This window comes from Mesorhizobium sp. M0491, assembly GCF_040321265.1.
Taxonomy (GTDB): Bacteria; Pseudomonadota; Alphaproteobacteria; order Rhizobiales; family Rhizobiaceae; genus Mesorhizobium.
On the sequence record NZ_JAMYRE010000005.1, the window covers coordinates 205,359 to 230,121 of the forward strand.

21 protein-coding genes are annotated in these 24,763 nt (G+C 64.0%); 8 read left to right on the forward strand and 13 right to left on the reverse strand.

The genetic code is table 11. The features are described from left to right. The first annotated feature begins 28 nt into the window (after positions 1-28). Both NKI69_RS08310 and NKI69_RS08315 read left to right on the forward strand, forming a co-directional pair. On the forward strand, positions 29-1,321 hold the full coding sequence (locus tag NKI69_RS08310; protein ID WP_352720929.1) for an aminotransferase class III-fold pyridoxal phosphate-dependent enzyme: 1,293 nt from the start codon (positions 29-31) through the stop codon (positions 1,319-1,321). Next, positions 1,318-2,340: a phosphotransferase enzyme family protein gene (locus NKI69_RS08315; RefSeq protein WP_023810841.1), complete on the forward strand. Its 1,023-nt coding sequence runs from the start codon at positions 1,318-1,320 to the stop codon at positions 2,338-2,340. Before NKI69_RS08310 ends, NKI69_RS08315 begins: the two co-directional genes overlap by 4 nt. Positions 2,341-2,370: 30 nt before the next feature. Here NKI69_RS08315 and hpaH read toward each other — a convergent pair whose 3' ends face one another. The 5 genes from hpaH to NKI69_RS08340 are packed head-to-tail and all read right to left on the reverse strand — an operon-like array spanning position 2,371 to position 6,980. Further along, positions 2,371-3,177, reverse strand: coding sequence for a 2-oxo-hept-4-ene-1,7-dioate hydratase (hpaH, locus tag NKI69_RS08320; protein ID WP_023810842.1), 807 nt, complete (start codon positions 3,175-3,177; stop codon positions 2,371-2,373). Further along, on the reverse strand, positions 3,174-4,049 hold the full coding sequence (locus tag NKI69_RS08325) for a fumarylacetoacetate hydrolase family protein (protein WP_023810843.1): 876 nt from the start codon (positions 4,047-4,049) through the stop codon (positions 3,174-3,176). Before NKI69_RS08325 ends, hpaH begins: the two co-directional genes overlap by 4 nt. 20 nt (positions 4,050-4,069) lie before the next feature. Further along, positions 4,070-5,050 (reverse strand): 3,4-dihydroxyphenylacetate 2,3-dioxygenase, encoded by a 981-nt coding sequence (hpaD, locus tag NKI69_RS08330; protein WP_023810844.1) that lies wholly within the window; start codon positions 5,048-5,050, stop codon positions 4,070-4,072. Positions 5,051-5,064: 14 nt separating this feature from the next. Further along, positions 5,065-6,582, reverse strand: a complete 1,518-nt coding sequence (hpaE, locus tag NKI69_RS08335; RefSeq protein ID WP_023810845.1) for a 5-carboxymethyl-2-hydroxymuconate semialdehyde dehydrogenase — start codon at positions 6,580-6,582, stop codon at positions 5,065-5,067. An 11-nt stretch (positions 6,583-6,593) separates the two neighbouring features. Further along, positions 6,594-6,980: a 5-carboxymethyl-2-hydroxymuconate Delta-isomerase gene (locus NKI69_RS08340; RefSeq protein WP_352720931.1), complete on the reverse strand. Its 387-nt coding sequence runs from the start codon at positions 6,978-6,980 to the stop codon at positions 6,594-6,596. Positions 6,981-7,191: 211 nt separating this feature from the next. On the opposite strand from NKI69_RS08340, the gene hpaR reads away from it, so the two are divergent. Then, positions 7,192-7,587: a homoprotocatechuate degradation operon regulator HpaR gene (hpaR, locus tag NKI69_RS08345; RefSeq protein WP_127276380.1), complete on the forward strand. Its 396-nt coding sequence runs from the start codon at positions 7,192-7,194 to the stop codon at positions 7,585-7,587. Positions 7,588-7,675: 88 nt separating this feature from the next. Here the strand turns inward: hpaR and NKI69_RS08350 are convergent, their stop codons facing one another. The 4 genes from NKI69_RS08350 to NKI69_RS08365 form a co-directional block, all read right to left on the reverse strand. After that, positions 7,676-8,806: a glycine cleavage T C-terminal barrel domain-containing protein gene (locus NKI69_RS08350; RefSeq protein ID WP_031213091.1), complete on the reverse strand. Its 1,131-nt coding sequence runs from the start codon at positions 8,804-8,806 to the stop codon at positions 7,676-7,678. Between the two features lie 52 nt (positions 8,807-8,858). Beyond that, entirely contained in the window at positions 8,859-9,635 is a 777-nt protein-coding gene (locus NKI69_RS08355) for an ABC transporter substrate-binding protein (protein WP_352720933.1), read from the reverse strand. A 124-nt stretch (positions 9,636-9,759) separates the two neighbouring features. Next, entirely contained in the window at positions 9,760-11,502 is a 1,743-nt protein-coding gene (locus tag NKI69_RS08360) for a hydantoinase B/oxoprolinase family protein (RefSeq protein WP_023810849.1), read from the reverse strand. A 16-nt stretch (positions 11,503-11,518) separates the two neighbouring features. Then, the gene (locus NKI69_RS08365; protein WP_023810850.1) at positions 11,519-13,603 is read right to left on the reverse strand and encodes a hydantoinase/oxoprolinase family protein; all 2,085 of its coding nucleotides are present in this window, start codon (positions 13,601-13,603) and stop codon (positions 11,519-11,521) included. Between the two features lie 220 nt (positions 13,604-13,823). Here NKI69_RS08365 and NKI69_RS08370 point away from each other — a divergent pair, with 220 nt between their 5' ends. The 5 genes from NKI69_RS08370 to NKI69_RS08390 all read left to right on the forward strand — a co-directional run bounded on the left by NKI69_RS08370 (position 13,824) and on the right by NKI69_RS08390 (position 20,362). Beyond that, on the forward strand, positions 13,824-14,651 hold the full coding sequence (locus NKI69_RS08370) for a ferredoxin--NADP reductase (RefSeq protein ID WP_023810851.1): 828 nt from the start codon (positions 13,824-13,826) through the stop codon (positions 14,649-14,651). Between the two features lie 151 nt (positions 14,652-14,802). Further along, a complete protein-coding gene (gene deoC / locus NKI69_RS08375) occupies positions 14,803-15,852 on the forward strand; it encodes a deoxyribose-phosphate aldolase (RefSeq protein WP_031213095.1) in 1,050 nt (349 codons plus the stop codon). Positions 15,853-15,924: 72 nt separating this feature from the next. Beyond that, complete coding sequence (locus NKI69_RS08380; RefSeq protein ID WP_023810853.1) at positions 15,925-18,297, forward strand: aldehyde dehydrogenase family protein; 2,373 nt, start codon at positions 15,925-15,927, stop codon at positions 18,295-18,297. A gap of 269 nt (positions 18,298-18,566) precedes the next feature. Next, positions 18,567-19,298 carry an SDR family oxidoreductase gene (locus NKI69_RS08385; RefSeq protein WP_023810854.1) on the forward strand — a complete coding sequence of 244 codons (732 nt, stop codon included), beginning with the start codon at positions 18,567-18,569 and terminating at the stop codon, positions 19,296-19,298. Positions 19,299-19,516: 218 nt separating this feature from the next. After that, positions 19,517-20,362, forward strand: coding sequence for a fumarylacetoacetate hydrolase family protein (locus NKI69_RS08390; RefSeq protein WP_023810855.1), 846 nt, complete (start codon positions 19,517-19,519; stop codon positions 20,360-20,362). A 273-nt stretch (positions 20,363-20,635) separates the two neighbouring features. Here NKI69_RS08390 and NKI69_RS08395 read toward each other — a convergent pair whose 3' ends face one another. The 4 genes from NKI69_RS08395 to NKI69_RS08410 form a co-directional block, all read right to left on the reverse strand. Beyond that, entirely contained in the window at positions 20,636-21,634 is a 999-nt protein-coding gene (locus tag NKI69_RS08395; protein WP_023810856.1) for an ABC transporter ATP-binding protein, read from the reverse strand. Positions 21,635-21,692: 58 nt separating this feature from the next. Beyond that, positions 21,693-22,754 (reverse strand): Gfo/Idh/MocA family protein, encoded by a 1,062-nt coding sequence (locus NKI69_RS08400; protein WP_023810857.1) that lies wholly within the window; start codon positions 22,752-22,754, stop codon positions 21,693-21,695. Then, complete coding sequence (locus NKI69_RS08405; protein WP_023810858.1) at positions 22,751-23,590, reverse strand: carbohydrate ABC transporter permease; 840 nt, start codon at positions 23,588-23,590, stop codon at positions 22,751-22,753. The genes NKI69_RS08400 and NKI69_RS08405 overlap by 4 nt, the downstream gene beginning before the upstream one ends. 223 nt (positions 23,591-23,813) lie before the next feature. Further along, positions 23,814-24,743, reverse strand: coding sequence for a carbohydrate ABC transporter permease (locus tag NKI69_RS08410; protein WP_023810859.1), 930 nt, complete (start codon positions 24,741-24,743; stop codon positions 23,814-23,816). Positions 24,744-24,763: the final 20 nt, after the last annotated feature.

A 24,763-nucleotide genomic window follows, 5' to 3' on the forward strand; every position in this document is an offset into this window, starting at 1 on the left:
GCTGGCCACAACGGAGTTTCAAGACGCAATGAGTCAATCGCAAGAAGCACTGGTTAGCCGGCGTTCCCGCCTGCTCGGCGCGAAATCGCAATTGTTCTATGACGAGCCCGTGCATCTGGTGCGCGGCGAAGGCGTCTGGCTCTACGATGCCGACGGCCGCAAATATCTGGACGCCTACAACAATGTCGCGCATGTCGGCCACTGCCACCCGCATGTGGTCGAGGCCTTGTGCCGGCAGGCAAGCCTGCTCAACACCCACACGCGCTACCTGCACACCGCCATCCTCGATTATGTCGAGCGGCTGACCGCGACCTTCGACACCAGCCTGTCCACAGCCATCCTGACCTGCACCGGCAGTGAGGCCAACGACATCGCGCTGCGCATGGCGCAGGCCGCCACCGGCCGCATGGGCATCATCGCCACCGACGCCACCTACCATGGCAACACCACGGCGGTTTCGCAGCTCAGCACCCGCATGCCGCCGGTCGGAGGCCGCGCCCGCAACGTCAGGCTGGTGCCGGCGCCCGACAGCTATCGCCATCCGGATGCGATGGCCAACGGCAAAGCCTTTGGCGACGCGGTGCGCGAAGCCATCGCGTCGCTGGAAGAGAACGGCATCGGCCTGTCCGGCATCATCCTCTGCCCGCTGCTCGCCAATGAAGGCTTTCCGACGCTACCCAGCGGCTTCTTCGACGGTGCCATGCGCGCGGTGCGCGACGCCGGAGGACTGGTCATCGCCGACGAGGTGCAGCCCGGTTTCGGCCGAACCGGCAGCCATTTCTGGGGCCACCAGCGCGCCGGCTTCGTTCCCGACATCGTCACCATGGGCAAGCCGATGGGCAACGGCCATCCGGTCGCCGCCGTGGTCACCACCAAGGACACATTGGCGACCTTCCGCAACGCTTTCCGTTACTTCAACACCTTTGGCGGCAATCCGGTTTCCTGCGCGGTGGCCAATGCCGTCCTCGACGTCATCGAGCAGGACGATCTCGTCGCCAACGCACGCGATGTCGGCGCCTATGCGCTCGGTCTGCTGCGCCCGCTGGCCGAGCGCCATGAATGCATCGGCGAGGTCAGGGGCGCCGGCCTGTTCTTCGGCGCCGAACTGGTTCACGACCGCGAGACGCGCGAGCCGGCGCCCGACATTGCCGAGCAGGCCGCCAACCGCATGCGCCATCGCGGAGTGCTGATGGGCAAGACTGGTATCCACGGCAATGTGCTGAAGATCCGCCCGCCAATGCCGTTTTCACGCGACAATGCCGACGTCCTGATCGGGCTGCTTGACGAGGTGCTTGGTGAAGTCGGCGGAGTGAAGGCGTGAGCGCTGTTTCCGCGCAGTCCGAGCCCGAGACGGCAGCCGATGTCACGGCGCTTGCCAGGCGCGCGCTCACCCATTGGGGCATTGATGAGGGTGAGCCGGAGCTGCTGAAATTCCGCGAGAACGCGGTGTTTCGCGTCATCTTGCCAACAGGCCAGCCGGCCGCCATGCGCATTCATCGGCTTGGCTATCACACGGACGCCGCCCTGCGCTCGGAACTGCAATGGATGGGCTTTCTGCAATCGGCCGGCATCGCCACACCCTCGCCGGTCGCCACGCCGGCCGGCGATCTGTTCGTGCTTGTCAGCGCCAACGCCTCAGTGCAACCCCGTCAAGTCGATTGCTTGAGCTGGCTGGAAGGCCGCGCCGTCGGCGCGCGAGGCGTGCCGCTGGATTTTACGCCCGAGCAGGCAAGACAGGTCTTTACCGCGATGGGGCGAACCATCGCCCACATGCACAATGTCACGTCTGCCTGGACGCCGCCCGCCGGCTTTGCCCGCCATGCCTGGGATTTCGATGGCTTCTTCGGTGCGAACCCGATTTGGGGCCGTTTCGAGACCTCGCCCTTCCTCGACGGCCCTCGTCGCGAGCTGATTTTCCAGGCGCGGGAAAAGGCCGTGGAGGCGCTGTCGGAGCATGAACGCAGCGCCCGCAATTTCGGCATCATCCACGCCGACCTGGTGCGCGAGAATGTGCTCGTCCATGACGGCGCGATCCGCATCATCGACTTCGACGATTGCGGCCATGGCTGGCACATGTACGACCTTGCCGTCGCGCTGTACCAGAACCGCGAGGAGGCGATCTATCCGCTGATCGAGGCCGCTCTGCTCGACGGCTATCGGCAGGAGCGGGAGCTGACGGCGCGCGACATCGCCGCGCTGCCGCTGTTTTCGGCTCTGCGCGCCTTCGCCTTTCTTGGCTGGGTGCAGAGCCGCGTCGAAGGCGACATCACCAGGGATGTCGGCATGCGCATGTCGGCCATCGCAGCCGATGTGGTGGTTGCCTATCTGCGTGGCGAATAGAGGCTGCCGTGCGGGTTGGCGGCGGAACCGTCAGCCCTTCGCGAAGTGAATGCTGACCGTGCCCGAACTGCCGAAATCGGCGACGATTGTGTCGCCGGGCCGCGCCTCGACCGGGCGCACGAAAGAGCCTGACAGCACCACCTCGCCGGCCGCGATCGACATGCCGTAGCGGGCGAGCCTGTCGGCCAGCCAGGCAATGCCCATCGCCGGATGGTTGAGCACGCCGGCGCCGAGCCCGGTTTCCTCGACCTCGGCATTGCGCGAAACGATGGCGCCGATCCAGCGCATGTCGGCCTCATCAGGCCGCTGCGGCCGGCCGCCGATGACGATGCCGGCATTGGCGGCATTGTCGGAAATCGTGTCGAAGAAGGTGCGTGCCTTCTTCGTCTCGGCATTGATGCGTTCGATGCGCGTGTCGAGGATTTCCAGCGACGGGGTGATGTAGTCGGTGGCGTTGAGCACATCGGAGATGGTCACGCCGGGGCCTTTCAGCGGCGCCTTCATGACGAAGGCGATCTCGGCCTCGACGCGAGGCTGGATGAAGCGGCCGGCCGGCACCGTCGCGCCGTCATTGAAGAACATGTCGTCGAACAGCACGCCCGAATCCGGCGTGTCGATGGCAAGAGCGTACTGCATCGCCTTGGAGGTTAGCCCGATCTTCCAGCCCTTCGGCTTCAGCCCGGCATCGATCTTGCGCGTCACCAGCGCCGCTTGCACGCGGTAGGCGTCCTCCATCGTCGCATCGGGAAAATCGAGGCTGAGCAGACGGATCTGGCGGCGCGACCGCTCGGCCTCGAACAGCCGTGCCGCGGCGTCTTCCACTTGCTCCGGGGTCATTGCGCTGCCCCGTCGACGACACCGTTTCTGAGCACGCCGATGCCATCGGCCTCCACCTCGATCACATCGCCGGGCTTCAGCCAGATCGGCGGATCGAAGCGGGCGCCGGCACCCGTCGGCGTGCCGGTGACGATGATATCGCCCGGCACCAGCGTCGTGAAGGTCGAGATGTAATTGATGATCTTGCGGAACGGGAAGATCATCCGGCTGGTGCGATCCTGCTGGCGCAGCTCGCCATTGACGCGGGTGGTCAGCGCAATGTCGGCAATCTGCGCCTCGTCGGTGAACGGCACCAGCCAGGGGCCGATCGAACCCGTGCGGTCGAAATTCTTGCCTTGCGTGACGTTGAACTTGGCATGGCGCACCCAGTCGCGGATGGTGCCCTCGTTGCACAGCGACAGCGCCGCAATATGGCCGAGCGCGTCGGCTTCCGCGATGCGCCGGCCTGCCTTGCCGATGACGATGACGATTTCGCCCTCATAGTCGAGCTGGGGTGATTCCGGCGGCCGCACCAGCGGCGCGCCATGGCCGACGAATGAACGGGGAAAGCGGATGAACAGCGACGGGTTGGAGGGCGCAGCCTGGCCGTCCTTGTACTCCTCGTTGCGGTCCGAATAGTTGACGCCAACGCAGATGATCTTTTCCGGCGACGGGATCGGGATTTCGTAGGCGATGGCGCCGAGCGGGAAATCGGCGGCGAAGGCCTCAGCCCCTTCCGCCAGCCGGCGCAAGGCGCCGGCCTCGATCACTTCGCGCAGCGTCGGCCACTGTCTGTGGCGCGCCGACAGGTCGACGACGCCCTTGCCCGTGATCGCGCCATAGCGCGCCTTGCCGCCGACGGTGAAGGTGGCGAGCCGCCCATGTCCAGTCATCCGGGTCTCCTCGTCCATCGTCACGGCGCAATGATCGGCGAAGCCGCCAAATCCGGCTGGCGCACCGCAGCTCCGGCAAATACACTACCCTCCTCGAACCAGCTTTTCGGCGCCGGCGCGCCCCACAGCGTCTGGCGCTGCGGGTCCTTGAGGTCCCATTTGATCGGCTCGAGGTCCGGATCGACCGTCTGGTAGTCCGAACAGTAGATCTCGATGCGGTGGTTGTCCGGGTCTCTGACATAGAGGAAGAAGGCATTGGAAATGCCGTGCCGGCCGGGGCCGCGTTCGATGTTCGGCAAATAGCCCGTCGTTGCCATCAGATCGAGCAGGTCGATGATGTTGAGCGGCGTCGGCACCCAGAAGGCGACGTGGTGCAGGCGCGGGCCGATGCCGTTGGTGAAGGCGATGTCGTGCACGCCGCCCTTGCGGTGCGTCCACGCCGCCCACAGTCTTCCGCTGCTGGCGTCCTCGGTATACTCGGTCACCCGGAAGCCGAGCTCGTTGTAGAAGGCGACGGACTCGTCGACATTGGGCGAGAAGCAGTTGAAGTGGTCGATGCGCAGCGGCTTCACGCCCTTGTACAGCGCGTATTTCTGGTGGATCGGCGGCAGCCGCTCCATCTCAGCGTAGAATTCGAGCGGAATGCCGTGCGGATCGCGGGTGCGGAAGGTTCGCGACTGGTAGGGTCGCTCGACCCATTTCACCGGCAGGCCTTTTCCCTTGAAGAAATGCACCGCTTTGTCGAGATCCTCGTCCGAGAAGACCTTGAAGCCGAGGTCGCGGGCTTCGGCCGTGGCCCCCTTCTTCAGCACGATACAATGGTGCCCGCGCTCCTCCAGCGCCCTGAGATAGATGGTGTCCGAAGTCTCGTCGGTGACCTGGAGGCCGAGCGTATCGACATAGAACGCACGGGATTTGGCGAGGTCGGTGACGGCCAGCTCGACATGGCTGAGGCGCACGATGTTGAAGGCGGGATAGAGATTGGGCTTGGGCAAGGGCATCTGATTTCCTCCGGTCAGCCGCCGAGTTTCTGGATCGCGTGCGCGGTCGTCGCGAAGGCTACGTTCTTCGTCTCCATGTAGAAGTCGAAGGAATGGTCCCCGCCGTCGCGGCCGATGCCGGAACTCTTGACGCCGCCGAACGGTGTCGGCAAATGGCGCACATTCTCCGAGTTGACCCAGATCATGCCGGCATCCAACGCATCGGTGAAGCGGAAGGCGCGGGTGACGTCGGACGTCCAGAGATAACCGGTCAGACCGTATTGGGTGTCGTTGGCCAGCGCGAGCGCTTCAGCCTCGTCCTTGAAGGGAATAGCGCTCAGCACCGGCCCGAAAATCTCCTCCTGCGCGATACGCATGCCGTTGGAGACGTTGGTGAACAGGGTCGGGCCGACATAACAGCCGCCGCCCGGCCCATCGACCTTGCCGCCGCCGACGGCGAGCGTGGCCCCCTCCGACCTGCCGATCTCGATATAGGACAGCACCTTCTTTTCATGCACCGGATGGATCAGCGGCCCGACCACCGTTTTCGGATCGAGCGGGTGGCCGACGACGATGCGCTTCGCCCTCTCCGCGACTTTGGCGGTGAAGCTCTCATAGACCGAGGCTTCAACCAGCAGCCGCGACGACGAGGTGCAGCGTTCGCCATTCAGCGAATAGATCATGAATACGACGGCGTCGGCGGCGCGTTCGAGATCGGCGTCGGCAAAGACGATCACCGGGTTCTTGCCGCCAAGCTCGAAATGCACGCGCTTCAACGTGTCGGCGCCTTGTTTCATGATCATCGAGCCGGTGCGGCTTTCGCCGACAAAGCCGATCGCCTTGATGTCGGGATGCTCGGTCAACGCCTTGCCGGCATCTTCACCCAGGCCGTTGACCAGGTTCCAGACACCCTTCGGCAGGCCAGCCTCCTCGGCGATCTCGACGAGCAGGCGGGCGGTCAGCGGCGAAAATTCAGCCGGCTTATGAACCACGGTGCAACCGGCCGCCAGCGCTGGTGCGATCTTCCAGGTCGACAGCATGAACGGCGTGTTCCACGGCGTGATGATGCCGACCGGGCCGATTGGTACCCGCGTGGTGAGGTTGACCTGGCCCGTGGTCCGCAGCGTCTCGCCGTCGCGCGCTTCGGGCGCACGGTCGGCGAAGAAGCGGAAATTCTCGGCACCCCGCAACGCCGCCTTGGCCATAAATTTCAGCGCCTGGCCGGTATCCATGCATTCGACGAAGGCGATCTCCTCGGCACGCGCCTCGATCGCGTCGGCGATTCTGTGCAGCAGCTTCTTGCGTGCCTCGCCAGGCATGGCGGCCCAGGCCGGGAAAGCCGCCTTCGCCGCCCTGGCGGCGCGGTCGATGTCGGCAGCCCCGCCGCGCGCGACGCTTGCCAGCGGCTTCAGGTCGACCGGCGACAGCGTTTCGAACGTCGTGCCGTCGAGCGCCGGCACCGCCTCGCCGCCGATCTGGTTCAACACGCCATCGTGCTTGAAGCGGGCCAGATAGGCCTCGGCCTTATTCAGATTGCCTTGCAGGTCGGACATGTCGGGTTCCGTCACTTGCCGCGCAGTCGCGGGTGGATTGCGTTTCTCTTCCAGCTGAGCACCGGGTCGATTTCCCGGATTTCGAGCGACAGGGCGAAATGCGGGGTCTCGAACAGCGTGCCAAGGTATTCGCTCACCGCCGCGGAGACAGCCTCGCCAGTCCGCTTCTTGTCGTCGGCGCTGCGGCCGGTGCCGATGCGAAACGACATGTCGAGAAAGGCGTTTTCCGGCAGCCTGTCGGCCATCGCGTAGGCCTCGGCGCGAAACGCCCGCACCCGCACGGCGCCGGTTTCGAACAGCCCGGTGTCCAGCACTGTGCGCAACACCAGAGCGCACAATTCGCCCATATCGACCTTGGCATCGAGATTGGCCGAATACTCGATGGAGAAGTGAGGCACGGCGTTTCGTTCCCTGGGTTATTGCCTTGTAGTTAACGCGTTAATTACATGCAGCATGCGCGAAGTCAAGCCTTGCATCGGGCTTGGCGCAACGATACGGGATGGCGGGAACGGGCCCTGGCAGGCGGATTCGGCCGAGGGAGGCCTGTTTCGATCGCAAGCGTGGGAGGCTCTTTTCTTGCTGCCGGAAAATACCCGTCGTTCTCTGCCGATGGCGCTGCTTCATGCCCGCGAAGCGGTGATGGCGCGGTTTCGGCCGATGCTTGCCGCGCATGACGTGACCGAACAGCAATGGCGCGTGCTGCGCGTGCTGAGCGAAGCCGGCCCGGTCGAGGCGACGGAACTCGCCGACCGCGCCTCGGTTTTGCCGCCCAGCCTGACGCGCATCATCAAGGCGCTCGAGGGACGCAAATTCATCACCCGCAACAAGGCCGAAGGCGACGGCCGCCGCGTCGTTCTAACCATTGCGCCCGCGGGTTCCGCCTTGATCGACGCCCTGTCGCCCGAGCGTCGTGTCATTTATGACGACATCGAACAGCGCTTCGGCCACGAAAAGCTCGAGCAGTTGCTCGATTTGCTGGAGACGCTGATCGATGGCGAAAGCTGATCGTTCCGGCTACCGCAGAAGTTTCGACGGTCGCTCGGGTTGACGGACCGCATACCTTGGACAGGCCGAAACACCCGATGGGGGTCAGCTAACCTCGCAACCTCACACCTTCCGGATCGAAGAACGGTATCGGCGCCACGACCGCACGCGTCGGCTGACCACCGATATCAATGTTCAATTCGGTGCCGACAGCCGTGAAGGGCAGCCGCAGATGCGCGGTGGCCAGCACCTTGCCGAGGGAATAGCCGTGGTCGCTGTAGGTGACGATGCCGGCGTCCTCGCCATCGGCCAGAACCTTGGCATCGGTCGCGGCCGGCTTGTCGCCGTCGAGGATCAGTCCGACCCATTGTTCGTCGAGGCCGGTGTCGCGGACCTTGAGAAGCGCCTCGCGGCCGACGAAATCGCCCTTGTCGAACTTGATCCAGCGGTCGAGGCCGACATGGAACGGGGTGCGGCTCTCGTCCATGTCGATGCCGTGCGCCGGGTAGGCCTTTTCCAGGCCCAGCGTGAACATCGCCAGCACGCCATAGGGTTTCAGGCCAAAGTCACGGCCGGTGCGCATCAGCGCGTCCCAGAGCGAGGCCGCCTCGTCGGCCGGCACGAACAATTCGAAGCCGAGTTCGCCGGTCACGCCGGTGCGCGAGATCAGCACCCGCGTGCCGTTGATATGGCCCGACGTGAACGACCAGCGCTTCAGTCCATCCAGATCGGCATCCGCAATCAACGCTTTCAGCAGTTCGCGCGAGCGCGGGCCCTGGATGGTCGGGAAGGCGATGGCCGCCGTGATGTCGGTGACATAGGCCTTGCGGCCCTGGGCGTGATGATGCAGCCAGGGCAGCATCTTCAGGCGGTTGACCGAGCCGGTCACCAGCATGAAGTGCTCCGGGCCCAACCGAAACACGGTGAGGTCGTCCATGATGCCGCCATCGTCGCGACAGACGGTGGAATAGCGCACCTGCCCCGGCTTCATCGCGGCGGCGTCATTGACGATGACATGGTTGACCAGCGCCTCGGCGTCCGGCCCCTTGACGTCCATCTTGCCCATCGTGCTGAGATCCTGCACGCCGACATTTTTGCGGGTGTTCAGGTGCTCGTCGGCAATGTCGGAATAAGTTTTGGCCGAGATGAAATCGCCCCCGACACGACCCATGGTCGCGCCCAGCCCGACGATGCTGCTGTAGAAAGGGGAACGCCGCTCAGCCAAGGAAGTCTCCATCATCCAAGAAAAACGGCAGCGCCAGGCGGCGCTGCCGAAGGTGATTGCGTCAGGATCAGCCGCCGTAGACGTCGAACGCGAAATATTTGTCGTTGATTTCCTTGTATTTTCCGTTGGCGCGCAGCGCGTCGATGGCCGTATTGAGCTTGTCGGCCAGTTCCTTGTTGCCCTTCTGCAGCGCGATGCCGACGCCGGGGCCGTGAATGGCCGGATCGGCCGTCAGAGTGCCGAGCAGCTTGCAGCAGGCGCCGTCGGGCTTCTTCAGCCATTCGGTCAAGATGATCGAGCCGTCCATCATCGCGTCGAGGCGGCCATTGGCCATGTCGGTGCGGGCGTCGTCGCCGGTCGGATAGGCCTTGACGGTGGAGCCTGAATATTTCTGCTCGGCGAATTTCTGGTGGATGGTCGCGGTCTGCACGCCGAGCGCCTTGCCTTTCAGGTCGTCCGGCGAGGTGCCCGCGACGGTTGAGTCCTTCGGTACGGCGATGGCCGGCGGTGTCTGGTAGTATTTGTGGGTGAACTCGACCTTCTCGGCCCGCTCGGGCGTGATGGTGATGTTGATGATGGCGTCGAACTTGCCGGCCTGCAGCGCCGGTATGGAACCATCGAAATCCTGCACGCTGAACTCACACTCGGCCTTCATCTCGGCGCACAGCGCCTTCCCCAAGTCGATGTCGAAGCCACCCAGCGTGCCGTCGGCACTGGCGTAATTGAAGGGCGGATAGGCGCCCTCGGTACCGATCCTGAGTTTTTTGTCCTGGGCGGAGGCGGCGCCCGTGGCAAGGGTGAGAGCGACGGAAGCGGCAAGCACGAAACGACCGGAAAGACGCATGTTCGAGTTCCCCGTTGAAAGCGGGAAGTCTACGGTCTTCCAGGCGTGTGACGGAGACGGAAACGACATGCGCTGCGGCGATCGCGGCGCGGCGGGCGATCCAGGCCAGGCGATCGGTGGTGCGTTACCCGGCGCGCTGCTTGTTGGTCGCCGCCCGGTCGATGGCCAACTCCCCGGCCGAGAGGACAACGCCAAACTTTTCGGTGGCTTCCTCTGATGTGTAGTACCCCAGCGCCACGTCGCGCAGCACCAGATCCGGATCGCGCTGCAGCGGATCGCCGTAGCCGCCGCCGCCCGGCGTGCCGACGCGCACGCGGTCGCCGGCCTTGAGCGCAATGTCCTGCTCCTTCGAAAGGTGCAGCGGCACATGTTCCTCGCCGTTGCGGAAGACGGTCACCGTGTTGACCGCGCCATCCCTGCCGCCGAGTGCGCCCTGTGGGCCGAAACGGCCGTGGTCCATGACGAAGGAGGCCCGGGCGTCACCGCGCAGGATTTCGACCTCATAGGCGAGGCCGAAACCGCCGCGATGCTTGCCAGCGCCGCCCGAACCCTCGCGCAAGGCATAATGGCGGTAGAGCACCGGGAATGCCTGTTCCATGATCTCGACCGGTGGCGACTTCGAGATGCCGATGGTCGAGCAGCCATTGGTCAGCCCGTCATGGCCTGAATTGCCGCCATAGCCGCCGCCGGAGATCTGGTACATCACATAATCGCGGCCGCGCGCCGGGTCGTTGCCGCCAAGAGCGAAATTGCCGCTGGAGCCGGCGGGCGCCGCCGTCACCTTGTCGGGCAGCGCCTGCACCATGGCCGCGAACACCGCCTCGGCGATGCGCTGCGACACTTCGGCGGCGCAGCCCGAGACGGGGCGCGGGTATCTGGCGTCGAGGAAAGTGCCTTCCGGCCGCTTGACTTCAAGCGGTTCGAAGGCACCGGCGCTGATCGGCACATCAGGGAAAATGTGGCGCATGGCGAGATAGACCGAGGACAAAGTCGTCGCCAGCACGCTGTTCATCGGCCCGGCGCAGGGCTTTGACGAGCCGGTGAAATCGAAAGTCAGCGTATTGCCTTTTTTCTCGACGGCGAGCGCGATGGTCAGCGGCTCGTTGACCACCCCGTCGGAATCGACAAACGCCTTGGAATGGTAGGTGCCGTCGGGAATGGCTGAGATGTTGGCGCGCATCTGCTCGGCGGCGCGGCGGCGCAGTTCGGCGATCGCCTCGACAACGGTTTCGTCACCGTAACGATCCAGGATTCCGTTAAGCCGGTCCTGGCCGATCAGCAGTGCGGCGGCCTGGGCCCTGATGTCGCCGATGCGCTGGTCGGCAACGCGGATGTTGGAGCAGATGATGGCGTAGATCTCCGGATCGAGCACGCCCTTCTTGAACAGTTTTACGGGCGGCAGCCGCAGGCCTTCCTGCTCGACCGCGGTCGCGGAGGCCGAAAAACCGCCCGGCACCGAGCCGCCAATGTCTGGCCAGTGGCCGGTGTTGGACAGCCAGCAGAAGATTTTTCCGGCCCGGTAGACCGGCATGGCGAAGCGCACATCCATCAGATGGGTGCCGCCGAGATAGGGGTCGTTGACGATGTAGATGTCACCCGGCTCCGGGGCTAGGCAGCGGCCGTCGGCGATCATCTCGATCACCGTCCTGGTCGAATATTGCATGACGCCGACGAACACCGGCAGGCCTTGGCTTCCCTGCGCGATCAGCGAACCATCGACAGCCGAATAGATGCCGTCGGAGCGGTCGTTGGCTTCGGCGATGACAGGCGAGAAAGCGGCGCGAGAGAACGTAAGGTCCATCTCGTCGCAGACCTGTTGCAGGGCCGCCTGGAGGACCGAAAGGGTGATGGCGTCGAGTTTTGCCATATCAATGTCAGGCATCTCAGGCCTCGCCGATGTCGATGATGATGTTGCCGTCGGCGTCGCAGCGTGCGCGGTCGCCGGGCTCGAGTACGGTGGTGGCGTCCATCTGTTCGAGGATCGCCGGCCCTTCGATTTCAGCGTCAAGCGGCAGTTTTTCGCGTGCATATACCGGCGTATCGTGCCAACGCCCGCCATACCAGACCGGCCGGATTTCGCGCCTTGCCTCATCCAGCGTTGTTGCGCGCCCCGCCGGATCGATCAGCCGCGACAGATCGATCGCCGGACGCACGCCGGTCACCGACGTGTTGAGATTGACGAGGTTGGCGCGGATTTCCGGCAGTTCGACCTTGAAGCGGGCGAAATAGGCCTTTTCGAAAAGCTGCTGCAGTGTTGCCCGCGTCACCGATGAGGACGGCAGCGGCACGTTGATGATGTGGGTCTGGCCGACGAACTGCATGTCGGCGGAGTGGGTAACGCGGATCGTCTCCGGCTTCACCGCTTCCTTGCCGATCAGCTCTTCACCTTCGTTTCGGTGGCGTTCCAATACAGTAGGAAGCTGTTTTTCGTCGAGCACCGCCACCGGCTGGTTGATGGTGTTGACGAAGTCATGGCGCAGGTCGGCGACGACGCAGCCGAGTGCGTTGGTGATGCCCGGACGCGCCGGCACCAGCACCTTGGGCAGGCCGAGTTCGCGCGCCAGGGCGGTCGCATGCAGCGGGCCGGCGCCGCCAAAGGCGAACAGCGCGAAATCACGAGGGTCATGGCCGCGCGACACCGAGACCATGCGGATGGCGCCGGCCATCTTCATGTTGCCGAGCCGCAGCACCGCGCCCGCCGCCTCGACGCCGGACAGGCCGGTCGCCTTGCCGATCTTGTCCTCGAAAATGCTGGTGACGCGCTCTGATGTGACGGGATTTTGGACCGCCAGCAGCTTCTTCGGCGCCAGCCGGCCGAGCACCAGATTGGCGTCGGTAATGGTTGGCTCGAGGCCGCCACGTCCGTAGCAGATCGGGCCGGGATTGGCGCCGGCACTTTCCGGACCGATCTGGATCAGGCCGGCCGCATCGACGCGGGCGATCGAGCCGCCGCCGGCGCCGACCGTGTGCACCGCCACCATCGGCACATGGATCGGCATCGCATATTCGATCTCGATCTCGTTCGAGACTGCCGGCTCGGCATTGCGGATCAGCGCCACGTCGGTCGAGGTGCCGCCCATGTCATAGGTGACGAGGTTTTCGAAGCCGGCGCGTTTTCCGGTATAGGCGGCGGCGATGACGCCGGAGGCCGGGCCGGACATGACCGTCTTGGCCGATTCACGTGTGACGAAGCGGGCCGAGATCATGCCGCCATTGCCGTTCATGATCAGGAAGTCGCGGGCATAGCCTTTTGCGCCCAATTCCTTGCGCAGCCGCTCGACATAGCGCTCGAGGATCGGCTGCACGGAGGCGTTGACCGACGCGGTGACGCCGCGCTCGAACTCGCGCGCCTCCGACAGCAGCGCGTGGCCTGCCGTGATGTAGCCGTTCGGCCAGAGCTCGGCGGCGATTTCGGCGGCGCGCCGCTCATGTGCCGGGTTGGCGTAGGAATGCAGGAAATGGATGACGAGGGATTCGCAACCGGCCGCGATCAGCGTCTGCACGGCGTCGCGCATCTCGGTCTCGTCGAGCGGCGTGCGCACCGCGCCCGATGCTTCGACGCGCTCCGAGACTTCGAGCCTGAGATTGCGCGGAATGATCGGCACGAAGCTGCCGGTCATGCCATAGGCCTGCGGCCGCGTGCGCCGACCCAGTTCGATCACGTCGCGAAAACCGCGCGTGGTGATCATGCCGGTTTTCGCCAGCCGGCGTTCCAGCACCGCATTGGTGGTGGTGGTCGTGCCATGCACGATGAGGTCGATGCTATCGATGGCAAATCCGGTGGCGCCGAGTGCCGAAACGACACCGAAAGCCTGGTTGTCCACCGTGGTCGGCGTCTTGGCCAGATACACCCGGCCGCCGTCGCTTCCGTCGATCAGGAGCAGGTCGGTGAAGGTGCCGCCGACATCGATACCGGCGACGACATTTCCCCGGGAATTGCGCGCTTGCGCCGAAATATTCTCTTCCATCGTCGAAACCCGAAATGCGCGGACTACGGATATGCGCCAGTTTGGAAAGCTGTTTTAAGGGAGCATCTTGACGCAAATATCGTTTGTATACTAATAAATTCCGGACACAAGAGCTTGCCGCTTTGCAGTGTGCGAACAGCCCGCCGGGATCTGAATGGTCCGGGCGTGCAGGTGAAAGTTTGGCGCCCGCGTCCACGGTTGGGCCAGAAGGTTGGATTTGATGAACACCACATCCGCTCTCAACACCGTCGGCGCCCGACCGCTGCAGTTCCCGATTCCGGCCAACGTCTATGCCGAAACCGTCGTCTCGGTGAAGCACTACACCGACCGGCTGTTCTCGTTCCGCATCACCCGTCCGCAGTCGTTGCGCTTCCGCTCCGGCGAGTTCGTCATGATCGGCCTGCCCAATGCCGAGAAGCCGGTGTACCGCGCCTATTCGGTGGCAAGTCCGGCCTGGGACGAAGAGCTGGAATTCTTCTCGATCAAGGTGCCGGACGGCCCGCTGACCTCGGAGCTGCAGAAGATCCAGGTCGGCGACACCGTCATCATGCGCCAGAAGTCGACCGGCACGCTGGTGGTCGACGCGCTGACCCCGGCCAAGCGGCTGTTCATGATCTCGACCGGCACCGGCATCGCGCCTTTCGCCAGCCTGCTGCGCGACCCTGACACCTACGACAAATTCGATCAGCTGGTCCTGACCCATACCTGCCGCGACAATGCGGAACTCACCTACGGCCAGGAGCTGGTCGCGGCGTTGGAAAGCGACCCGCTGATCGGTGAACTGACCACTGGGCGCGTCACGCTCTACAATTCGACGACCCGCGAAGAGTCGGCACGCATGGGCCGCATCACCGCGCTGATCGGCTCCGGCAAGTTCTACAGCGATCTCGGCATCGACAAGCTCAGCCCGGAAACCGACCGCATCATGATCTGCGGCTCGATGCATATGCTGAAGGACGTCAAGGACCTGGCCGAAAGCCTCGGCTTCGAGGAAGGCTCGCTGAGCCATCCAGCGACTTTTGTCGTCGAGCGCGCCTTCGTCGGCTGAGCCGCACCAACATCTCGAAGTCTATGCTTTTGACCGCACGGTCAAAATTGCTGCTTTCGCCGCCTTTTTCGGTTATGACCGCCCGCAGGACTCGTGAAGTACGGCTTCACGGGCTATCTTCGGCACACGTCGCTGAATGAAAGGGCAGGAGATGAGCAGCACAATCCGAGAAGCCGATATCGGCTCGTCCAAGGTGACGCCGCTGCCGGCGCGTGCCGCCGCCAACACAGCCGTTCCACCGGACCATCGCATTGCGCGCAATCCCGGCATGAAGCTCGATCTCGGCTTCATGGAATCGGTGCGCAGCGTCAACCGCTCGGCGCTGGAACGGCGCGTCGCCAGCCTGACCAAGCGGCGCTCGATCAAGGCCGACAACCAGGCGGCCTGGCTGCTGCGCGCTGTCGCCTGCATGGATTTGACGACGCTGAATTCCAACGACACCGAGGAGCGTGTGCGCCGGCTCTGCGCCAAGGCGATCAATCCGTTCCGCCGCGACATCGTCGAGGGCCTGGGCATATCAGGTGAAACCATCCGCCCGGCCGCCGTCTGCGTCTACCATCCCTTCGTCACCACCGCCGTCGATGCCGTGCGCGGCGCCGGCATCCATGTCGCCGCCGTCTCCACCGCCTTCCCGCATGGTCTGGCACCCCTGTCGACCCGCCTGCAGGAAATCGAAGCCTCGGTCCGCGACGGCGCCGACGAGATCGACGTGGTCATTCCACGCGGGCTGGTGTTCGGCGCCAAATGGCGCGAGCTATACAATGAGATCGTCTCGATGCGCGCCGCTTGCGGTGACGCGCATCTGAAGGTCATCCTCGGCACCGGCGACCTCGCCACGCTGCGCAATGTCATGCTGGCCTCGATGGTAGCGATGATGGCAGGCGCCGACTTCATCAAGACCTCGACCGGCAAGGAAAGCGTCAATGCGACGCTGCCCGTCGGCCTCGCCATGGTGCGCGCCATCAGGGCCTATTTCGAGGAAACCGGCTATCTCATCGGCTTCAAGCCGGCCGGCGGCATTTCCACGGCCAAGGCCTCACTCGACTGGCTGGTGCTGATGAAGGAAGAACTCGGCCGCCCATGGCTGGAGCCGGACCTGTTCCGCTTCGGTGCGTCGAGCCTCTTGACCGACATCGAGCGCCAGCTCGAGCACCATCTGACCGGACACTATTCGGCCAATCATCGCCACGCGATGGCTTGAGAGATTTACCCCCACCCCGATCGGCAAGCCGATCGACCCTCCCACAAGTGGGAGGGGTGAAGGAGGCGCCCAATGAACATTCTCGACCGCTACCACGCCATGGAATACGGCCCGGCGCCGGAAGCCCGCAACGAGGCCGATGCATGGCTTGCCGCGCGCGATTTCGGCAAGGCGCTGTTCATCGGCGGCGACTGGAAAGCCGCGTCCGGCGGCAAGACTTTCGAAACCAGCGAGCCGTCTTCCGGCAAGCTGCTGGCCAAGATATCCGACGCCAATGCCGTCGACATCGACGCGGCGGTTGCGGCGGCCACCAAGGCGCTGCCGAAGTGGTCGGCAGCCTCGGGCTATCAGCGCGCCAAGGTGCTTTATGCCATCGGCCGCGCCATGCAGCGCCACCAGCGCCTGTTCGCAGTGCTTGAGACCATCGACAACGGCAAGCCGATCCGCGAAAGCCGCGACATCGACGTGCCGCTGGCGATCCGCCATTTCATACACCATGCCGGTTGGGCGCAGGCGCTGGACAAGGATTTCCCCGGCCACAAGGGTGTCGGCGTGGTCGGCCAGATCATCCCGTGGAACTTTCCGCTGCTGATGCTGGCCTGGAAGATCGCGCCGGCCCTCGCCGCCGGCTGCACCGTGGTGCTGAAGCCGGCCGAGTTCACGCCGCTGACATCAATCCTGTTTGCTGAGATCTGCGAGCGCGCCGGCGTGCCGAAAGGTGTCGTCAACATCGTGCAGGGCGGTCCTGAGGCCGGCGGGGCCATCGTCAACCATCCCGGCATCCAGAAGATCGCCTTTACCGGTTCTTCCGAAGTCGGCAAGATCATCCGGAAAGCCACCGCCGGCTCGGGCAAGAAACTGTCGCTGGAACTTGGCGGCAAGTCGGCCTTCATCGTCTTCGAGGATGCCGATCTCGACAGCGCCGTCGAAGGCCTGGTCGACGGTATCTGGTTCAACCAGGGCCAGGTATGCTGCGCCGGTTCGCGACTGCTGGTCCAGGAAGGCATCGCCGACGCCCTGATCGCCAAGGTCAAGACGCGGATGAGCCGGCTGCGCGTCGGCAGCCCGCTCGACAAGAACACCGATATCGGCCCGCTGGTCGACGCCACACAGCTCGAGCGCGTCAAGGGCCTGGTCGCCGAAGGTGCCAGGCAGGGCGCCGTCTGCTGGCAGCCGGATGCGGCGCTGCCGTCTTCCGGCTACTACCATCTGCCGACGCTCGCCACAGGTGTTTCGCCGGCTAACATATTGGCGCAAGAAGAGGTGTTCGGCCCTGTTCTGGCGACCATGACCTTCCGCAATACCGAGGAAGCGATCGAGCTCGCCAACAACACGCGCTATGGCCTCGCCGCCTCGGTGTGGAGCGAGAACGTCAACCTTGCCCTGCACGTCGCGCCGCAATTGAAGGCCGGCGTGGTCTGGGTCAACGGCACCAACATGTTCGACGCCGCCTGCGGCTTCGGCGGCTACCGCGAGAGCGGTTTCGGTCGCGAAGGCGGGCGCGAGGGCATGTTCGAATATCTCGCGGCGAAACTGCCGCTCGGCCAGATCATCAAGCCGGCGACGACCTCCGCACAGCCAGTCGAGCAGGCCGACGGCTCGGCAATCGACCGCACGGCAAAGCTATTCATCGGCGGCAAGCAGGTACGGCCGGACGGCAATTATTCGCTGGCTGTCGCCACCGCCAAGGGCAAGCTGGCCGGTGAGGTTGGTCTCGGCAGCCGCAAGGATATCCGCGATGCTGTCTCCGCAGCCCGCGCCTGTAGGGGCTGGCCCGAGGCGACCGCCTATAACCGCAGTCAGGTGCTTTACTATCTGGCCGAAAATCTCTCCGGCCGCGCCGCCGAGTTTGCCGCCCGCCTCACCGAGCTGACCGGCGCCAGCGCCAAGGCCGCGCGGGAAGAAGTAGAACAGTCCATAGAGCGCCTCTTCCTCTATGCCGGTCTGGCCGACAAGTTCGAGGGCCGCGTGCACCAGCCGCCGGCGCGTGCCGTGACGCTGGCGCTTCATGAACCGGTCGGCGTCGTCGGCATCGTCGCCCCCGACAGCTCGCCGCTGCTCGGCCTGATCTCGCTGGTCGCACCGGCGCTGGCCATGGGCAACACCGTGGTCGCGGTGCCTTCGGAGCGCTATCCGCTGCTGGCCACCGATCTCTACCAGGTCATCGAATATTCCGACGTTCCCTCAGGCGCCATCAACATCGTCACCGGTCGCAGCGCCGAACTTGCCGGCGTGCTGGCCAAGCATGACGATGTCGACGGGCTCTGGGTGTTCGCCGATGCTGAGACCTGCGCCCAGGCGGAAGCCGAGTCCATCGGCAACCTCAAGCGCATCTGGAGCGGAAATGGCCGCGGCCTCGACTGGGCATCCGACGAAGCCGCCGGCGACGCCTTCCTGCGCCGCGCCGTCGAGGTCAAGAATGTCTGGGTGCCTTACGGCGATTAATGTATGTCGCCCAAAAGTGCGCAGCGGTTTTGGGGCAACGACATATATAAAGGCAAAGAGCCAAAGCGCGTCGCGCGCTTTGAGCTCCCCCCGGTGCTGTCGAGACCGTGTTCGGGGTTGACGCACGGACAGATGTTCTTTAACGAGAAAAAACATCTTTATCAGTGAACGATCAACGGCGCAGGCTGCACGATCATGCGTGACTGGCACATGACGCCTTGGCCAGCCGCAGGTAGACCCGAACTATCCCAGTGGACGAGGAGAACAGTATGGCGGATCTGGCAGGCAAGGTCGTTGTCGTCACGGCAGCGGCGCAAGGCATCGGCAAGGCGAGCGCACTGGCCTTCGCAAAAGCTGGCGCCATCGTCTACGCCACCGACATCAACGAGGCCCTGCTGGCGGAACTCGCCAAGACGCCGGGGATCAAGACCCGCAAGCTGGACGTGCTCAACGACGAAGCCGTCAACGCCGCCTTTGCCGAGATCGGTGTCGTCGACGTGCTGTTCAACTGCGCCGGTTTCGTCCATTCGGGCTCGATCCTGGAGATGAAGGACGGCGACCTCGATTTCGCGCTGAACCTCAATGTTCGCGCCATGATCCGCACCAGCCGGGCTGTGCTGCCCGGCATGCTGGAACGCGGCGACGGATCGATCATCAACATGGCCTCGCTGGCCAGTTCGACCAAGGGCGTGCCCAACCGCTTCGTCTATGGCCTGACCAAGGCCGCCGTCATCGGCCTGACCAAGGCGATCGCCGCCGACTATGTCGGCAAGGGCATACGCTGCAACGCCATTTGCCCCGGCACGGTCGAGAGCCCGTCGCTGCAGGACCGCATGCACGCGCAAGGCGACTACGATGCCGCCCGCGCCGCCTTCATCGCCCGCCAGCCAATGGGCCGGCTCGGCACGCCGGAGGAAATCGCCGATCTCGCCGTCTATCTGGCCGGCGCCACCTACACGTCCGGGCAGGCCTACAATATCGACGGCGGCTGGTCGATCTGACTGCGGAAATCATACGCGAGCAGGACGATCTGGCCCTTTCCCGGCGTTTAACAGGGGATCGAAGAGTCTGAAAATCCCGCGCGCCGGCTATCTTGTATGGCGATCGCGCTTGTCCGTAGTCAGGTCGATGGGTACGGTCCGCCGGTTCCTTGAAGGAGCATCGCCTTGGCGGAAAGTTTGCAAAGGGCCACGAGGCCGCAATCAGGAGAAGGATTTAGATGAAACTGCTGCGCTATGGCGAGGTGGGAAGCGAACGTCCCGGCCTGCTCGATGCGGATGGAACGATCCGTGATCTCTCCGCTCACGTCACCGATATCGGCGGCAAGACGCTCGACCCGGCATCGCTGGCTGCACTGGCCAAGCTGGATCCCAAGTCGCTACCGGCGGTTTCCGGCAGCCCGCGCCTCGGCGCCTGCGTTACCGGAACCGGCAAGTTCATCTGCATCGGCCTCAACTATTCCGACCACGCCGCCGAGACCGGCGCCACCGTGCCGCCGGAGCCGATCATTTTCATGAAGGCAAGCTCGGCCATTGTCGGGCCGGATGACGACGTGCTGATCCCGCGCGGCTCGGAGAAAACCGACTGGGAAGTCGAACTGGCCGTGGTCATCGGCAAAACCGCCAAATATGTCAGCGAGGCCGATGCGCTCGACTATGTCGCCGGCTATAGCGTTGCCCACGATGTCTCCGAACGCGCCTTCCAGGCCGAGCGCCAGGGCCAGTGGACCAAGGGCAAGTCCTGCGACACGTTCGGCCCGACCGGCCCGTGGTTGGTGACCAAGGACGAGGTAGCCGATCCGCAGAACCTCAAAATGTGGCTGACCGTCAACGGCAAGACGATGCAGAACGGCTCGACCAAGACCATGGTCTATGGCGTCAAGTATCTGGTTTCCTATCTCAGCCAGTTCATGTCGCTGCACCCCGGCGACATTATTTCGACAGGCACGCCGCCCGGCGTCGGGCTCGGCATGAAGCCGCCGGTGTTCTTGAAGGCCGGCGATGTCGTGGAGCTGGGCATCGAAGGGCTGGGCCAGCAGAAGCAGACGTTCAAGGCTGACGTGTAGGCTTCTCTGTTCTCTCCTTGTGTCTCTGGAATGAGAAGAGGAAGGGGCGGTTTCGCGCCTTTCCTCTACCCCGTCGATCGGGGGAGAGGTGGCGAGCGAAGCTCGACGGAGTGGGGGCTCGATCCGCTCGTCTGTCGAAGCGACTGTACTGACACGTCAGTCCCTATCCTATGGCGGTTTTGGCTTTGGTCCAGGTCTTCCCCCACTCCGTCGCCGCTTCGCGGCGCCACCTCTCCCCCCTCCGGAGGGAGAGGAAAGGAAGAGGGTGTCAAGCTACTTCAACACCTTCCCATCAGCGCCAAACCGATACGTCTTCGCCGGATCCGGCGTCGCATACAGCGTGGCACCCGGCTCGGCATCATAAACACCAAAGATCCGCACGGTGATCAGCCCCGCCTTCTCGCAGTCGAGATACAGATTGGTGTCGGCGCCGAGATGCTCGGCGTGCACCACCGTTCCCTTCCAGGCGCCGGATTTCGGATCGACGGTCAAATGTTCCGGCCGCACGCCGATGGTCTTGGCGGTTTCGCCGAGGCGGGCGCCGTCGACGAAATTCATCTTCGGTGAGCCGATGAAGCCGGCGACGAACTCATTTGCCGGCGAATTGTAGAGCTCCATCGGGCCGCCGATCTGCTCAATCCTGCCGGCATTGAGCACGACGATCTTGTCGGCCAGCGTCATCGCCTCGACCTGGTCGTGGGTGACGTAGATCATCGTTGCCTTCAGCCGGCGATGCAGCTGCGCGATCTCCAGCCGCGTGTTGACGCGCAGTGCCGCATCGAGGTTCGAAAGCGGCTCGTCGAAGAGAAAAAGCTTTGGCTCGCGCACCACGGCGCGGCCGATGGCGACGCGCTGGCGCTGGCCGCCGGAGAGTTCGGCCGGCCGTCTTTCGAGATAGGGCTCCAGCGACAGCATCGATGACGCGATGCCGATGCGGCGCTCGATTTCGGCCGCCGGCGTTCCTGCCTGCTTGAGGCCAAGGCCCATATTGTTCTTCACCGTCAGATGCGGGTAGAGCGCATAGGTCTGGAACACCATGGCGATGCCACGCTTGGCCGGCGGCGTGGCCGAGACGTCCGCGCCGTCGATGACGACGCGGCCCGAGGTCGAATCCTCCAGTCCGGCAATGACTCGGAGCAAGGTCGACTTGCCGCAGCCAGACGGGCCGACGAAGACGACGAATTCGCCGTCGTTCACTTCGAGGTTGATGCCCTTCAGCACCTCGACCGGCCCGAAGGCCTTTTTCACGTTCTCAATGTTCAGCGAGCCCACGGCGATCCTCCGGATTGGAATGTGGGCGCGAATGCAACCCGTGACGACAATTCTGCGGTCACAATCGCACCGCCTTTCCACTGCGCACGCTCTCGTCTGCGGCAAGGCAGACGGCGAGCGATTTGACCGCGTCGTCCATATGTTTGGTGAGATCCAGATCCTCGCGGATCGCCTTCAGCACGAAGGCCTGTTCGAGGTCGCAGAGGTCCTGATGGCCGGGTTCGCCTGCCATCGACAGCATTTCGTCGGCCTTGAGAAACTTGCCGTCCGCGCCGGTCGCGGCGCTGTGCAGGCGAATGGTCGAGGTCTTGGTGTGGGTGTCGATGTCGTCGGACTTGACGCCTTCCTTCATCACGATCGATACGCAGCCCTTGGGCGAGATCACGTCTTTCACGAAGAACGCCGTTTCCGAAATCATCGGCCCCCAGCCGGCCTCATACCAGCCGACCGACCCGTCATCGAACAGCACCTGCAGATGGCCGTAATTGTACATCGAGGGTGCCACCTCCTCGGTCAGCCGCACGCCCATGCCACGCACCTCGATCGGTTTGGCATCGGTGATCTGCAGCATGACGTCGAGATAGTGCACGCCGCAGTCGACGATCGGCGACGTCGTCTGCATCAACTGCTTGTGCGTCTCCCAGGTGTGGCCCGAGGATTGCTGGTTGAGGTTCATGCGGAAGACATAGGGGCCGCCGAGCTTGCGGGCCTCGGCGATCAGCCTGATCCAGGACGGGTGATGGCGCAGGATATAGCCGATCACCAGTTTTCTGCCATTGGCCTTCGCCGCCGCGACGACGCGCTTGGCGTCGGCCACGGTCGTTGCCAGCGGCTTTTCGACGAAGACATGGCAGCCGGCCTCGAACGCTTTTACCGCATAGTCGGCATGGCTGTCGGAATAGGTGGCGATGCAAGCGACATCGGGCTTTTCGTCACGCAGGGCGTCATCGAAGGAGCGCCTGATGCCGTAACCCGACAGCCCGTCCGGCAGCGGCACGTCGGAGCGGTTGATCAGCGCTGCGATCTCGAAACCCGGATTGGTGTGATAGGCCAGCGCATGGCTGCGGCCCATATTGCCGAGGCCGGCAACGACGACGCGAAGAGGTGTTTCAGAGTTCACTTGACGGCTCCGGACGTGATGCCGCGGATCAGCTGCCGCGAGAAGATGACGTAGAGGATCAGCACCGGCATGATCGCCAGCGACAGGGCCGCCAGGATGGCGTTCCAGTTGGTGACGAACTGGCCGAGGAACAGCTGGGCGCCGAGCGTCACCGTCTTGGTTTCCTCCGACGGCGCCAGGATCAGCGGGAACCACAGGTCGTTCCAGATCGGGATCATGGTGAAGACGGCGACGGTTGCCATCGATGGCCTGACCAGCGGCAGCACCAGGCGGAAGAAGATGGTGTATTCGGACAGGCCGTCGATACGGCCGGCATTCTTCAGATCGTCGGACACCTGCTTCATGAATTCCGACAGGATGAACACGGCAAGCGGCAGGCCCTGCGCGGTGTAGACCAGGATCAGCGCCGTCAGCGTGTTGACCAGCCCGCTCGCCACCATCAATTGCAGGATGGCGACGGTGCCCAGCCGGATCGGGATCATAATGCCGAGCGCCAGATAAAGCCCCATCAGCGAGCTGCCGCGGAAGCGGTATTCCGACAGCGCGAACGCCGCCATGGCGCCGAACAACAGCACGAAGAACAGCGAGGCGACGGTGACGACGAGGCTGTTCTGGAAATAGTGGATGAAGTCGCCCTGGCCGATCACCGTCGTGTAGCCGATCAGGTCGAAGGTTTTGGGCGTCGGCGGCGTCAGCGGCGCGCCGAAGATGCCCGCGCGCGACTTGAACGAGTTCATGATGACGAGGATCACCGGAAACAGCGCGATCGCCGTGTAGGTCAACAGGATCGCGTGGGCGCCGATGGTGCGGGGCACGGAACGGGTGGCGGTGCTCATTGGGAGGTCTCCTGACGCACACTTCCAAGGAATGGCGCCAAGGCACCCCCCTCTGTCCTGCCGGACATCTCCCCCGCAAGGGGGGAGATCGGATGTCGCGACTGCTTTCGCCAATCACCGACGCAGCAAGATGGCCGGCAAGGCCAACGCTGCCAATCTCCCCCCTTGCGGGGGAGATGGCCGGCAGGCCAGAGGGGGGTGTTCAAGCTCGACATCTCGCCCCTCAGAACTGGTAGCGACGCAGGCGCGTCTGGACGAGGAAGAGGTAGACGCAGACGCCGCCGAGGATGATCAGGAACATCATCGTGGCAATCGCCGCGCCCATATTGGGGTCGCCGGTCTGCAGCTGGAAGCCGAAGAAGGCGCGGTAGAGGAAGGTGCCGAGAATGTCGGTCGAATAGTTCGGCCCGGCGAGCGCGCCTTGCGCGGTGTAGATCAGGTCGAAGGCGTTGAAATTGCCGACGAAGGTGAGGATCGAGATAATGCCGATCGACGGCAGGATCAGCGGCAGCTTGATCTTCCAGAACTGTGAAAGGCCGGTAATCCCATCGCATTCGGCGGCCTCGATCACCTCTTCGGGGATCGACAGCAGGGCGGCATAGATCAGCATCATCGGGATGCCGACGAACTGCCACACCGAGATCAGGCTGAGTGCGGTCAGTGCATATTGCTCCTTGCCGAGCCACGGCGTGAACAGGCTTTTGAGGCCGACGAGATCCATCAGATGCGGCGCCACGCCCCACAACGGGGACAGGATCAGCTTCCAGGCGAAACCGACGATGACGAAGGACAGGATGGTCGGCACGAAGATCGCCGTGCGGTAGAAGGCCGCGAACCTCAGTCTCGGGCTGGACAGCAGGGCGGCCAGCATGACGCCGATCGGGTTCTGCACGATCATGTGGATGATGAAGAACCAGGTGTTGTTCCTGAGCGCGTTCCAGAAACCCACCGACCAGTTGGGGTCGCCGAACAGCGTGCGGAAGTTTTGCAGCCCGACGAAGACCTGATGCTGCTCGATGTTGCGGAACAGCGACAGCTGCAGCGTGCCGGCGAGCGGCAGGATCATGATCGCCGAGTAGACGAGCACCGCCGGCGCCAGGAAGATGCCGATGTGCCAGCGGAACGGTCTTTTCGGTCTGATATCTGCGGCCATGAGTTCGGTCCCCGCCGTCT